At 63.9% G+C, this 13,301-nt stretch carries 11 protein-coding genes; 3 read left to right on the top strand and 8 right to left on the bottom strand.

Translation table 11 applies throughout. The annotated features are described in order from the left end of the window. Positions 1 to 7: 7 nt before the first annotated feature. On the bottom strand, positions 8 to 748 hold the full coding sequence (locus I5R65_RS10990; protein ID WP_180669667.1) for a GNAT family N-acetyltransferase: 741 nt from the start codon (positions 746 to 748) through the stop codon (positions 8 to 10). Positions 749 to 844: 96 nt separating this feature from the next. Between I5R65_RS10990 and I5R65_RS10985 the strand changes: the two genes are divergently transcribed. Further along, positions 845 to 2,305: a PLP-dependent aminotransferase family protein gene (locus I5R65_RS10985; RefSeq protein WP_370460977.1), complete on the top strand. Its 1,461-nt coding sequence runs from the start codon at positions 845 to 847 to the stop codon at positions 2,303 to 2,305. 5 nt (positions 2,306 to 2,310) lie between these two features. Here I5R65_RS10985 and I5R65_RS10980 read toward each other — a convergent pair whose 3' ends face one another. The 6 genes from I5R65_RS10980 to prfB all read right to left on the bottom strand — a co-directional run bounded on the left by I5R65_RS10980 (position 2,311) and on the right by prfB (position 8,563). Next, positions 2,311 to 2,745 (bottom strand): histidine kinase, encoded by a 435-nt coding sequence (locus I5R65_RS10980; protein WP_180669665.1) that lies wholly within the window; start codon positions 2,743 to 2,745, stop codon positions 2,311 to 2,313. Between the two features lie 154 nt (positions 2,746 to 2,899). Beyond that, positions 2,900 to 3,382, bottom strand: coding sequence for a DUF4118 domain-containing protein (locus tag I5R65_RS10975; RefSeq protein WP_231395148.1), 483 nt, complete (start codon positions 3,380 to 3,382; stop codon positions 2,900 to 2,902). A gap of 156 nt (positions 3,383 to 3,538) precedes the next feature. Further along, positions 3,539 to 4,450, bottom strand: a complete 912-nt coding sequence (locus tag I5R65_RS10970; protein WP_180669661.1) for a carboxylesterase — start codon at positions 4,448 to 4,450, stop codon at positions 3,539 to 3,541. Between the two features lie 435 nt (positions 4,451 to 4,885). Next, positions 4,886 to 5,557, bottom strand: a complete 672-nt coding sequence (locus I5R65_RS10965) for a glycine zipper 2TM domain-containing protein (protein WP_180669659.1) — start codon at positions 5,555 to 5,557, stop codon at positions 4,886 to 4,888. A gap of 285 nt (positions 5,558 to 5,842) precedes the next feature. After that, a complete protein-coding gene (lysS, locus tag I5R65_RS10960; RefSeq protein ID WP_180669657.1) occupies positions 5,843 to 7,384 on the bottom strand; it encodes a lysine--tRNA ligase in 1,542 nt (513 codons plus the stop codon). Positions 7,385 to 7,458: 74 nt separating this feature from the next. Next, positions 7,459 to 8,563 (bottom strand): peptide chain release factor 2 gene (gene prfB / locus I5R65_RS10955; protein WP_180669655.1). Its coding sequence is split into 2 segments (ribosomal slippage): positions 7,459 to 8,481 and positions 8,483 to 8,563, totalling 1,104 coding nucleotides; the frame shifts between segments, so codons are not numbered across the junction. A gap of 188 nt (positions 8,564 to 8,751) precedes the next feature. On the opposite strand from prfB, the gene I5R65_RS10950 reads away from it, so the two are divergent. Continuing rightward, positions 8,752 to 10,716, top strand: coding sequence for a PhoX family phosphatase (locus I5R65_RS10950; protein ID WP_180669653.1), 1,965 nt, complete (start codon positions 8,752 to 8,754; stop codon positions 10,714 to 10,716). A gap of 96 nt (positions 10,717 to 10,812) precedes the next feature. Next, a complete protein-coding gene (locus I5R65_RS10945; RefSeq protein ID WP_180669651.1) occupies positions 10,813 to 11,538 on the top strand; it encodes a hypothetical protein in 726 nt (241 codons plus the stop codon). On the opposite strand, the gene I5R65_RS10940 is transcribed toward I5R65_RS10945, so the two are convergent. After that, a complete protein-coding gene (locus I5R65_RS10940) occupies positions 11,480 to 13,165 on the bottom strand; it encodes a diguanylate cyclase domain-containing protein (RefSeq protein ID WP_180669649.1) in 1,686 nt (561 codons plus the stop codon). The two genes, I5R65_RS10945 and I5R65_RS10940, sit on opposite strands and share 59 nt — an antisense overlap. Between the last annotated feature and the right edge of the window lie 136 nt (positions 13,166 to 13,301).

Genomic DNA, 13,301 nt, shown 5'->3' with positions numbered 1-13,301 from the left:
GCTGGCGTCAGCCCCCTGAGGGTAGTGTCGGCCCTGTCAGTGCCGACAATGGCTGTCGTTGCCGACCCGCGGCATCGAAATTGTCGGCGTGCAGCCAGCGTTCGAAGCCCTGGCGTAGTGCCGGCCATTGGTCATCGATGATGGAAAACCAGGCCGTATCGCGACTGCGGCCGCGATAGACCACCGCTTGCCGAAAGATGCCCTCGAAGCAAAAGCCCAGCCGTTGCGCCGCCTGGCGCGAAGGACCATTGAGACTGTCGCACTTCCATTCGTAGCGGCGATAACCGAGGTCCTGGAAGACATGGCGCATCAGCAGGTAGTGCGCCTCGCTGGCCACGCGGCTGCGCTTGAGGCGGGGCGAAAACGCGATGTGACCGACCTCGATCACGCCGTGCGCCGGTTCGATGCGCATGAGTGCCATGCTGCCCAGGGCCATTCCGCTGGCCTGGTCGATTACGACGTAATGCAGCGGGTCCTGGCTGGCCTGCATCAGTTCGGCCTGGCACAGGTAGCTGGCCTCATCCGGGAAGGGGCCGCTCATCATGTAGGTCCAGTCGCGGCCGTCGGCGGCCTCGGCGAAGGCGGCATACAGTTGGGCTGCGTGGCGGGCGGGTTCGATGCGCTCCAGGCGACAGTAGCGGCCCTGCAGGGTCTGGATCGAAGGGCGCGGGCGCGGCTGCCAGTCGGGCAGGGCGGGGCCGATGTCTTGCTGGTATTCGTTGCGGCGGGGGCTGCTTGCGTGGTTCACGGTGGCTGTCCAGTGAGGGAGGGAAGTCTGGACAATAGCGCTTTCGTGGCATCATCATCAGTGCCAACAGAGGCACTTTTGATGGAGCCACGCAACATGAGTATGACACCTGTTTCCCTGCTCGCCTCACCTCTGGTGCCCGATGCTGCTGCCGGTTCACGCCAGCAGCAGTTGCTGGCCCGCTTCAAGCGCGCCATCCTGGATGGGCAACTGCCACCGGGCAGTCGTCTGCCTGCCACGCGCAGCCTGTGCGCGGACCTGCAGGTGGCGCGCAATACCGTGCTGGCGGTATACGAACAACTGGTGGCCGAAGGCTACGCCCGGGCCGATCGCCAGGGTACCCGAGTGGCCGCGCTGGCGGGGTCGGCGGTCCGCGCCGTGCAGCCGTCGCGCCAGGACAGTGGGCGCCAGTCGCGCCGCGTGACGACCATGACACCCACCCGCGATGCCGGGGACAGGGCGTTGCCGCTCACGCCGGGCATGCCGGCGCTGAACCGTTTTCCGCTCAATGCCTGGCTGCGCGCCCAGGAGCGCGCCTTGAAGCGGGCCGGACCGATGGCGCTGGCCTATGGCGATCCGCTGGGCGAGCCGGCCTTGCGTGAGGCCATTGCGCAATACCTGCGGGTGGCGCGGGGCGTGCGTTGCGAGGCGACCCAGGTGGTGTTGACCGAGGGTGCGCAGGGGGCTTTGTCCTTGTGCGTACGCCTGTTTGCCAATCCGGGCGAGCGGGCCTGGCTGGAAGACCCGGGTTATGGCGGAGTGCGCGCTGCTTTCCATGCGGGTGACCTGAAAATCCGGGCCATGCCGGTCGATGCCGAGGGCATCCTCATTCCCGAACGGGCTTGGCGCAGTCCGCCGCGACTGGTGCATGTGACGCCGTCGCACCAGTATCCCACCGGTGCGGTGCTGTCCTTGCCACGCCGGCTGGAACTGATCGCCCGGGCGCGCGAGTGCGGTGGCTGGATCATCGAGGACGACTACGACAGCGAATTCCGGCATCGCGGCCACCCGGTGCCCGCCATGCAAGGGCTGGTGCCGGACGCCCCGGTGTTGTATGTGGGCACGTTCAGCAAGACCCTGTTCCCGGGCTTGCGCATCGGTTTCCTGGTGTTGCCGGAGTCGGCGGGAGCGGGTGCCTGGCCGGCACTGGCGGAGCTGTTGCGCGGCGGGCATAGGCTGGAGCAGCTGGCGCTGGCCGAATTCATGGCCGGTGGTCAGTTCGCCCGCCATCTGGGGCGCATGCGGCGTCTCTATCGTGAGCGCCAGCAAGCACTGCGCGAGGCCTTGCAGCTATATCTGCCGGCGTATGAGGTATGGGGAGGTGATAGCGGTCTGCATCTGACGGTACGGCTGCCGCTGGATTGGCAGGATACGGCCGTCAGTGCGGCGGCACGGGCGGCGGGGATGAATGTCGGGGCGCTCTCATCGTTTTCAGCGCAGCCGCGCCAGGCCGTCAGCAATGGACTGGTGATCGGCTATGGCAATACGTCTTCGGAGCAGTTCTCACCCCTGATCCGGCGCCTGGCACAGGTGTTGCGCCGCGTCGGCAAGGCCTAGCGCAATCACAACGGTTCTGGCTGGTGCAGGCGTTGCTGCACACACTGGGTGACCAGGTCCATGTAGTCGGTGGCGCGCTGCGGCTTGGCGGCGTAGTAGATGCGGCTGTCCAGTTCACGGGCAAAATCGCAGGACAAGGGTGCGGCGGTAAACAAGACCAAGGGGATATGCGCCAGCGTCTGGTACACGCACAGGGTGCGCAGCAGCTCGTAGCCTTCGGTGCCGGGGAAGCTGCGCGGGTCCAGCAGGATCAGCGTGGGCAGGTCCCTGGCGCGGCACAGGGCTTGCGTGAGCAGGGAGGCATTGGCCAGTTCGGCATCATCGAACCATTCGAACTGGCAGGGCAGCTGGTTGCGCCAGAGCGCAAAGCGGGCCATTTCGATGGCATCGAGGTCGTCATCGATGACGAGGATGCGGGGCAGGTGATGGGTCAGGGACATGGCGGCCTCCTTGCTGTGATGTGAGCATCTTAGGAGAGGCCGGCGGGGGAGGATATCAGGGGCTTCCTGATGGCGTTCTGATGGCGAGGCTGCCTGGCGCTATTGTGGCGACACGAGGGCAGTCCGTGTCCGGAGGCGTTTTGCGCCGCGGCGTTCAGGCCTGGTCGCCGGCGCTGCCCTCGAACTGGCGGCCGTACTCGGCGCGGCGGGCCTGGTCGGACTCGATGAGCAGGCGGTAGCGGGTTTCCGAGACGCGCTGTTGCAGGACGGCCGCATAACGTTCGCGCTGCAGCCATTCGATGATCACCGAGGCGGTGATCACGATGATGGTGTAGACCAGGATCATGAAGACGTCCTTGTCGTTGAGTCCGTCCATCGTATAGAAGGGCTTGCGGAAGAAGAACATGGCCGTGGGGATGCTGATGGCCAGCAGGCCCAGCGAATACACGCAGCCGAACAGGTAACTCATGATGATGCAGTTGACGGCGAAGAACACCATCGACAGGGCCTCGTCCACGAAGGGCGCCAATGCGTAGCGCAAGCCGAAGGCGGCAACGAATCCGAAGGCGCTGACATAGAGCGGGCGGAAGCCTTGCGGACGCCAGCTCTTGGCGTTCTTCAATTTGATCAGGCTCATGAGGGCTTTGGCAGGGTGACGCGTCGTATTCATCTTCGTTCACATTACGCGGTCGCGCAATGTGCTCATGTTAAGAATCAAGTCTTTCAAAAGGCTGACCGGGCCACATTTTTTTGTGGGGGCGAAGGCCCGGCTTCGTTGTATTGCCGCATCAGCCTAGTGACGGCGATCCTTGAGGGGGGAGGAATGGCCCAGGTACTTGCGGCTCAGTTCATTGCCGTGGATCTCGATGCTGCGCTTGATGAACATCACGGTCTCGTTGGTGACGATCTCGCGTTCGTTGTCCACCGTGATGATGTGGTAGCAGTCACCCAGCCAGATCACCTTGCGCACCTCGGCATTGATGTGCTGGAGGATCACCTCGGCATTGCGCGGGGAGGCGGTTTCGTCGTCGATGGAGTGGATGATCAGGGTATCGGTGCGCACCAGGGGCAGCGATTTGCGGACGAAGGCGATCATGCGCAGCGCGGCGCGCAGGTGGCGGGCCGGGAGGGAAGCGGCGCCGACGGCGGCCACGCCATCCTTTTCCAGGGCGGCGGCGACGCGACGGCGCATCTCGTAGTTCTTGATGCCGTAGGGCTCGCTTTCCTTGTAGGACCAGTTGCGGATGCCCATGTCATAGACCACGGTCAACATCTTCCAGTACCACGGCACCGACCAGCCATCGTATTGCAACACCGGCGAGAGCAGCACCACCGATAGCAGGTCCTTGCTGCGGGCGGCCACCGCCAGGGCCAGGGTGGCGCCCATGGAAAGGCCACACAGGGAAACGGTCCTGAATTCTTCCTTGAGCCTTGCTACGCGGCTTTCGACCACCGCACACCAGGATTCCCAATCGGGTGAGACGCGTGGATTGGTCAGGGCGGCGGAGTAGTTGTCGATATTCAGAGCAATGACGGTGCAGCCGGCCTTCTTGAGCTGCTTGGGGATCGAGCCCATTTCGAGCTGTGAGCCGCACAGGCCGTGCAGCAGGATGACCGCATGATCCTTGTGGGGACCGCCATGGCGGTCGTCATTGCGGGCCTCGGCGACCTGCGTGCTGCTGTCGGTGGATGACTGTGAGTCCATAAATCTTCAAACGCATTCGCGCCATTAGCGCGTTTTGGCGAATCGTTCGCCCCCCGTTCAATACGAGTAAGCGGGCAGACGCTTGATCGCGTTCTGTTTCCCGGCTACTAATTCCGCTGCTGTCCTGGCGGTGACTTTTTGCGGAAGTCTAACTGCCAGAGGAAAATGTTTCCAGCGTTTATCGATAACATTCCCATGGTGCCGGCTGAGGGGAGGCAGGTCTTGCCAACCGGCAGGAATATGACCGAATCATGACACGATAACGTCACTGCACTGCAGTTGGTGCACAACACTTGGCTTTTGGTTCAGTATTATTTTCCACTAGACAACAATAATAGACAAATTTACCAAGGTATCGTTTGATTCAAACGGCAAAAAACCCTTCGCACCGGGATGCGAAGGGTGATCAGGAGGGACTAGGACCTGTGGAGGGGATCAGCCACGGCCTTCCAGATGGCCGTTGACCACGCGCACCTGGTCGCCGACGCGCCAGTTCTCATTACTCTGCGAGAAGCTGCGGGTCTTGCCGTTTTCCATGCGTACATCAACCACATAGCTGGTGGTGGCGCGCACGTTCTTTTCGACTTCGTTGCCGGCATAGCCGCCGCCGACTGCGCCGGCGATGGTGGCCAGGGTGCGGCCAGTGCCGCCGCCGATCTGGTTACCCAGCAGGCCACCGACCACGGCGCCACCGGCAATGCCCACACCGCTGGTGGGGGCAGCGTGGCGTACGGCGCGTACGCTGACCACTTCACCGCAGCTATTGCAGACGGCCGCAGCGCGTTGTACCGCCGGCGCGGCAGCCTGGGCCGGATAGGCCGATTGCTGCGGCTGGTAGGACGGCGAGCGCTGGGCCTGCTGCTGGGCTGCCACGGCATTGGCCGGCGTGCCCGGCGCTTGTGCATTCTGATCCAGCGCTGCCAGTTGCTGCGGAGAATTCTCGCTCTTGGACGTGGGCAACAGGCCGGTCATGGCGGCCACGCCAATCAGGCTGACCAGGATCACGGCGACGGCGGCACCGGCCATCAGGGGATGCAGGCGACCAGAAGATGTCTTGGCGACGGCGTTGTTGCTCGGGTTCAGGTTTTGTGTAGTGTTGGTTTCCATGATGACCTCTCTAGTTGTTCTCTTGTTGTTGAAGATTGGATGACTGGATTATGGAGTGGTCATCGGCCAAAAAAAATCCCGATTCTGTGTCAGTTGTAAAAACTTGTAATGAGGCAAGGGCAGCGCGGGGGACGGGTTTGCGGGATGACAACAGCTATCCCGCCGTGCGGGCCCCAGTGCAGAGGAGAGGGCGCGGGAGGCGGAAAATGGTGCGGCAAATGAAAGGGGGACGGCAATGCTGCCGTCCCCCTGGGGTTTCAACGCCTGGCAGTCAACTCCCTGCCATCAGTCTTCGCGGCGCAGGTGCGGGAACAGGATCACGTCACGGATGTTGGGCGAATCGGTGATGAGCATCATCAGGCGGTCGATGCCGATGCCGCAGCCGCCGGCCGGGGGCATGCCGTATTCCAGGGCGCGGATGTAGTCGGCGTCGTAGTACATGGCTTCCTCGTCGCCGGCATCCTTGGCGGCCACCTGGGCCTGGAAGCGGGCGGCCTGGTCTTCGGCGTCGTTCAACTCGGAAAAACCGTTCGCGATTTCACGGCCGGTGATGAACAGTTCGAAGCGCTCGGTGATGCCCGGCACCGTGTCGGAGGCGCGCGCCAGCGGCGAGACTTCGACCGGGTAGTCGATGATGTAGGTCGGGTTCCACAGCTGCGACTCGGCGGTTTCCTCGAACAGCGCCAGTTGCAGCGCGCCGATGCCGGCGGCGGCCAGCGGGGCCTGATCGGCCTTGACGCCGAACTTCTTCAGTTCGGTGCGCAGGAAGTCGATGTCGGCCAGTTGCTCGGCGGTGTAGTTGGGCGCGTACTTGAGGATGGCGCCGGTGATGGTCAGGCGGTCGAAGGGCTTGGACAGGTCCAGCTCGCGGCCCTGGTAGGTCAGCACGGCGGTGCCGTGGGCATCGATGGCGGCCTGGCGGATCACCTGTTCGGTGAAGCCCATCAGCCACTGGTAATCCACGTAGGCGGCGTAGAACTCCATCATCGTGAACTCAGGGTTGTGACGCGGCGAGACGCCTTCATTGCGGAAGTTGCGGTTGACCTCGAAGACGCGCTCGAATCCACCCACCACCAGGCGCTTCAGGTACAGCTCAGGGGCGATACGCATGAACATCTGCATGTCCAGCGCATTGTGGTGGGTGATGAAGGGCTTGGCCGCGGCGCCGCCCGGGATGGGGTGCAGCATCGGGGTTTCCACTTCCATGAAACCGTTGGTTTCCATGAAGCGGCGGATCGACGACATCGCGGCGGTACGGGCCTTGAAGGTGCGGCGGGTTTCCTCGCTCATGATCAGGTCGACGTAGCGCTGGCGGTACTTCATTTCCTGGTCGGCCAGGCCGTGGAACTTGTCGGGCAGCGGGCGCAGCGACTTGGTGATCAGCTTGAGCTTGGTGACCTTCACCGACAGCTCACCGGTCTTGGTCTTGAAGAGGGTACCTTCGGCGCCCAGGATGTCGCCCAGGTCGTAATGCTTGAAGGCGGCCATGGCGTCTTCGCCGGTGACGTCACGGGTCACGTAGAGCTGGATGCGGCCATCGGCGCGCACGCCAGAGGCGTCCTGCAGGGTGGCGAAGGCCGCCTTGCCCATGACCCGCTTCAACATCATGCGGCCGGCCACGGTGACGGTCACCGGTTCGGCTTCCAGCGCTTCGTTCTCGAAGTCGTCGTATTGCGCGTGCAGGTCCGCGGCATTGTTGGCCGGACGGAAATCGTTGGGGAAGGCGATACCCTGTTCGCGGATGGCGGCCAGCTTGGCGCGGCGCTCGGCGATGATGCTGTTCTCGTCGGCTGCCGGCTGGGCGGCGGGGGTGTTTTGCGTGGTCATGGTTGGAATTCTTGAGGTTTGAACGGTAGCTCAGTCAGCGGCCGGCCGCGCAAGGGCTGCGCGGCCGGTGTGGATCAGACGCCCTGTTTCAGCGAGGCTGCGATGAAGTCGTCGATGTCGCCATCAAGCACGGCCTTGGTGTTGCCGGTTTCGAAGTTGGTGCGCAGGTCCTTGATGCGGGACTGGTCCAGCACGTAGGAGCGGATCTGGTGGCCCCAGCCGACGTCGGTCTTGGAGTCTTCCAGCTTCTGTTGCTCGCTCATGCGCTTGCGCAGTTCCAGTTCGAACAGCTTGGCGCGCAGCATGTCCCAGGCTTCGGCCCGGTTGCGGTGCTGGCTGCGGTCGTTCTGGCATTGCACGACGATGCCCGAGGGACCGTGCGTCAGGCGCACGGCGGAGTCGGTCTTGTTGATGTGCTGGCCACCGGCACCGGAGGCGCGGTAGGTATCCACGCGCACGTCGGCCGGGTTGATCTCGATCTCGAAGGATTCATCCACCTCGGGGTAGACGAACAGGCTGGAGAACGAGGTGTGGCGGCCATTGGAGGAGTCGAACGGCGACTTGCGCACCAGGCGGTGCACGCCGGTCTCGGTGCGCAGGAAGCCATAGGCGTAGTCGCCCTCGACCTTGATGGTGGCGGTCTTGATGCCGGCCACTTCACCGTCGGACTGTTCCATGATCTCGGCCTTGAAGCCCTTGCGCTCGCAATAGCGCAGATACTGGCGCAGCAGCATGGAAGCCCAGTCCTGGGCTTCGGTACCACCGGCGCCGGCCTGGATGTCGATGAAGCAGTTGTTGGCGTCCATGGGGCCGCTGAACATGCGGCGGAATTCCATCTCTTCCACCAGCTTCTTCAGGTTCTCGGTATCGGCCTCGATGGCGACGATGGTGTCCTCGTCCTTTTCCTCGCGTGCCATCTCGAAGAGGTCGCGGGCATCGGTGAGTTCACTGTCGATCTTGATGAGGGTGTGGACGATCGCTTCCAGCGATTTCTTTTCCTTGCCGAGGTCCTGGGCCCGCTTCTGGTCGTTCCAGACGTTGGGGTCTTCCAGTTCGGCGTTGACTTGCTCGAGTTTCTCCGACTTCACATCGAAGTCAAAGATACCTCCGTAGCTCGATGGCGCGGGTGGCCAGATCGTCGAGCAAGGATTGGAGGGAATTGAGGCGTTCTGCTTCCATGATGGTTTCTTTTGCGATCAAACCGCACATTATACAAGAGGAGCAGGGGAGTTTCATCCCCGTCACGGGCCTGTCATCTTTGCTCGCTACCATCGGCGCGCTTGTTTGACTGACAAACGCCTGACGGCCTCACCGGCCGCCGCCTGCTGAGTGCCGACCATGTGTCGCTTAATACGGAGAAACCCAAGATGAGACAGCCTGCCCCCACCGCCATCCAACCCGGCATCCAAGCCGCCGACCAGCCGCAAGCCGGCCGCCGCAGCCTGCTCAAGGCATTTACCGCCGCGCCGTTGCTGCCGCTGGCCGGTGGCCTGTCCGCCAGTGCGCTGCTGGCCGCTTGCGCCACGCCCGGTGCCGGCAAGCCCTTCGCCTCGGCGCGCTTCACCGGCATGCCGGCCCCGACCCTGGACAATCCGGCCGCAATGGCCTCCACCACCGTCGGTTCGGCCCTGGAAGTGAGCTTCGCCGACGGCAGCAAGCAAAGCTACAAGCTGGCCTACCAGCCCTTCTTCATGACCGGCGACATGGTGCCGGACGGCCGTGGTGGCAGCATCCTGGCCGGCGGCTACCTGGACATCAACAACCAGCCCATCGTCGACCGCTCGGTGGCGGGCCGTGAGCGCCAGTTCTTCTCGGACTGCCCGGACGGCTCGTCGCTGTTGACCGTGCAGGGCGCCAAGGTCCCCGGCGTGAAGGGCAATGCGGTGTTTGCCGTGGTGCAATTCGAATACACCACCCGCGACCAGAAGCAGGCCGCCATGTACGGCCAGTTGCCTTCCCCGATCGCCGTGCTCACCCTGGACCAGGACCCGTCCTCGGGCAAGCTGTCGCTGGTGCAATACCACAACGTCGATACCTCCCAGGTCAACGGCCTGTGGATCACCTGCGGGGCCAGCCTGTCGCCCTGGAATACGCACCTGTCCTCGGAAGAATATGAACCGGACGCCTCGGCCATCGCCGCCAACCCGCAGTTCAAGGCCTTCAGCAAGAACCTGTACGGCGACGAAAACCGCGCCAACCCCTACCACTACGGCCATCTGCCGGAAGTGACGGTCAATCCGGACGGCACCGGCTCCATCAAGAAGCATTACTGCCTGGGCCGTATTTCGCACGAACTGGTGCAGGTCATGCCGGACCAGCGCACCGTCCTGATGGGCGACGACGCCACCAATGGCGGCCTGTTCATGTTCGTCGCCGATCGCCCTGCCGACCTGTCCTCCGGCACGCTCTATGTGGCCCGCTGGGAGCAGGTCTCGGGCGTCGGCCCGGGCGCCGGCAAGCTGTCCTGGGTGCGCCTGGGCAGCGCCACCAGTGCCGAAGTCAAGGCCATGGCCGAGCGCTACAAGGCCTCCGACATCATGGATATCCGCACCACCGACCCGGCCGACGGTTCCTTCTCCAGGATTCCCTTCAACGGCAAGTTCAACTGGGTGCGCGTCAAGCCGGGCATGCAGAAGGCCGCCGCCTTCCTGGAAACCCACCGCTACGCCGCCCTGGCTGGTGGCAGCCTGGGCTTCACCAAGATGGAAGGCACCACCGTCAACGCCCGCGACAAGATCGCCTATTCGGCCATGTCGTATATCCAGACCTCGATGCTCAACGGCTCCGGCCACATCAAGGTCGAAGGCCCCAAGGCCGGTGCCGTGTATGCGCTGAACCTGCGCGGCGGCCAGCGCGATGCCGGCGGCAATGTCATCGACAGCGAATGGGTGGCCATCGACATGGCCCCGCCGGCCGCACTGGTGGGCGTGGACCTGAAGACCCCGGATGCCCTGGGCAACCTGGCCGACCAGGAACACATCGCCAATCCGGACAACATCAAGTTCTCCGAAAAGCTGCGCACGCTCTTCATCGGCGAAGACAGCGGCATGCACGTCAACAACTTCCTGTGGGCCTACAACGTCGATACCAAGGCGCTCACCCGCGTGCTGTCCTGCCCGGCCGGTGCCGAATCGACCGGTCTGCATGCAGTCGATGAAATCCACGGCTGGACCTACGTCATGAGCAACTTCCAGCACGCCGGTGACTGGGAGAAGGGCTTGCACGACAAGGTCAAGGACAAGCTCGATCCGCTGGTACGGGCCAACTACAAGGATCGCTTCGGCGCCACGGTCGGTTATCTGACCGGCGTGCCGCTCTCGACCAAGGCCTGAGCCGGCGTCGGCGCTTGCCCTCGGCCTCGCGGCGGGCCGGTACGGAACGCATTCTGCTAGGATCAGTCCTATCAGCTCGTTTCGTCCCGCCCGCCGATGACAACCAGAAAGCTGCTTCCTCTCCTGCTACCGTGGGTCGCCTTGCTGGCGGCCTGCGCCAGTTCCCCCGCGCCGCACGGCCAGGTCAGGGGCGCCGATGCCAGTTCGCGTGAAATGGGTCAGTCCGACAGCAATCGCGTGGCGACCCTGGCCATGCGCGCCAATCTGGAGAGTCTTTATCTGCTGATGTCCAAGCTGTATCGGCGCAATCCGGCCGAATGGAAGAAGACCGCGACCACCCGGGAAGAGGCCGAAAAGAAGGTGCGCGACGCCATCGAACAGCGCCAGCCCTGGCCGGAACTGCAGGGCAAGCGCGACATCGCGGCCATGACGCTGGCCTTGTCGCCGGATTTCAAGGGGGATAGGGTAGCAGCCTTCATCGATGCCACTGCCGACATGATCATCGTCGCCCACGGCAACAAGATCGAGTTCTTCCTGGTCGACGGGCTGGACGCCCAGCATCTCTACAACGCCGCCCGCAACGTCGAAATCGCCGCCTGGGTGCTGGCCAGCCGACGCAATGCCGCCGGTGCGCCGCTGCTGCTCTCGGACGAAATCGGCGGCGACGTGCGCAACCTCAGTTTCGAGCGCGAGTTCGGCAAGATCGTCGGGCGCCTGGACCTGATGGCCGAATTCAGTACCGAGCGCTACCGCCGGGCCGGCATCAGCTATGTGCAGAACCTGCTGGGCGGGTCGTTCCTGCAGTTCCTTCCGGTGCGGTAATGTCCGCCCCCGCGCCGGCCGCGCGCGCCGGTGCGATCACATAACAGCCGCGGCCACTGCCCTTGGCGGCGTACATGGCCTTGTCGGCGGCCTGCAACAGACTGTCGGCATCGCAACTGCCGTCGCAGACGGCAATCCCCACCGAGACACCCAGCTGATACTCCCCCTGCGCCAGGTGTAGCGGTTCGGAGACGGCCTTGATGCATTTCTCGGCCAGCACCTGGGCGCCATGTTCATACGGCTGCCCCAGGTCGGTCACCAGCAGCACGAATTCATCGCCGCCCACCCGCGCCAGCGTGTCGCCATGCCGCGCCACCTGGCGCAGGCGCCGGGTGACTTCCTGCAGCACCAGGTCGCCGGCCTTGTGGCCCAGGGTATCGTTGATCGGTTTGAAGCCATCCAGATCCAGGAACAGCAGGGCCACGCCGCTGCGCTCGCGGCAGGCATGGGTGAGCGCGGCCTCCATGCGCTCGGCCAGCATCATGCGGTTGGGCAGGCCGGTGAGCACATCGTGGTGGGCTTGATGCTGCAATTCGGCCTGGTGCAGCTTGAGTCGCGTCAGCAGGCCATTGAAGGCCATGGTCAGATGGCCTACTTCGTCGCGCCGCTCCACCGGCAAGGGCGCCATTGGCAGTTCCCCGCGTGTCATGCGGTCAGCCAGCGCGGCGGCCCGCCGCAGTGGTCGGAAGAACCACAGATAGGCCAGTACCAGCAGCAGCACCACCATGAAGCCCTGGATCACGCCGCCGCGGGCGATCAGGGCGCGGGTACGCTGTACGGTCGGCAGGGCCGCCGCCAGCGGCATGGTGACCGCCACCAGCCAGGGGGTGCCGGGTACCGAGGCAAAGGCCTTGATTTCGTTGACGCCATTGGCGGCGATACCGACGCCATTGCCCCGGTAACCCGCCAGTGCCTGGTCCATCAGCACATCCCGGCCCGCAGGCGGGAGCTGGGTGAACATCAGGGCTTCGTCGCTGGAGGCGATGATCATCTTCTGCTGTGGCGACACCAGCAGGAAGCTGCCGGTTGGCCCCAGCCGCGCCTGTTGCAGATGATCCAGGAAGCCTGGGGCATTGAGTTCGCTGCTGCCGCCCAGGATCGCCACGATGCGTCCACTGGCGTCGCGCAGCGGCGTGAGCATGGCCATGATGGGCTTGCCGCTGGCCGGGCTGCTCAGTGGCGGGCACAGTACGGTGGCGCCTTGCAGCACGCGCTCGTAATCGGCGTAGCGGGTCAGGGAAAGTGCACGACGGCCATTCAGCGTCGGGTAATCGACCACGATCATGCCATTGCCGTCGGCGACGAACAGTCCCTGCGCGAACAGCGGTTGCAGTTGCTGGTGCTCCTGCAGCCATGCCCGCAGTGAGGCGTGGTCCTGGAGCAGGGCAGGTGGCAGGTGGCTGGCCAGGCGTTCGAGGTAGCTGGTACGCTCCTGCACCCGGTAGCCGATGTCCTGCGCCAGGTAACTGGCGATGGTGCTCTGCTGATCGGCGGCAACCTGGGCCTGCTCTTTTTCGAGGAAGTCGATCAGGATGTGGTAGCGCAAGACTGCGCTCACCGCGATCAGCATGATGCCGAACAGGGTGAGACGGGTCACCAGGCTGCAGTGGATGCGCTTGATTTTCATCGGGGATGCTCTTGTTGTTATTTTTGAAGCGCTCTTCTGCCCACGCCTTCTGTTCATCCGGCTGATACGTGAGATCGCAACATCAGATCGAAAAATCAGACAGAAAGTCGCTCCAAGCCAACATTGTGCCACTGCA

The organism is Herbaspirillum sp. AP02 (assembly GCF_015767275.1).
Classification (GTDB): Bacteria; Pseudomonadota; Gammaproteobacteria; order Burkholderiales; family Burkholderiaceae_D; genus Herbaspirillum.
This window is presented reverse-complemented; position numbering and strand designations above follow the sequence as displayed.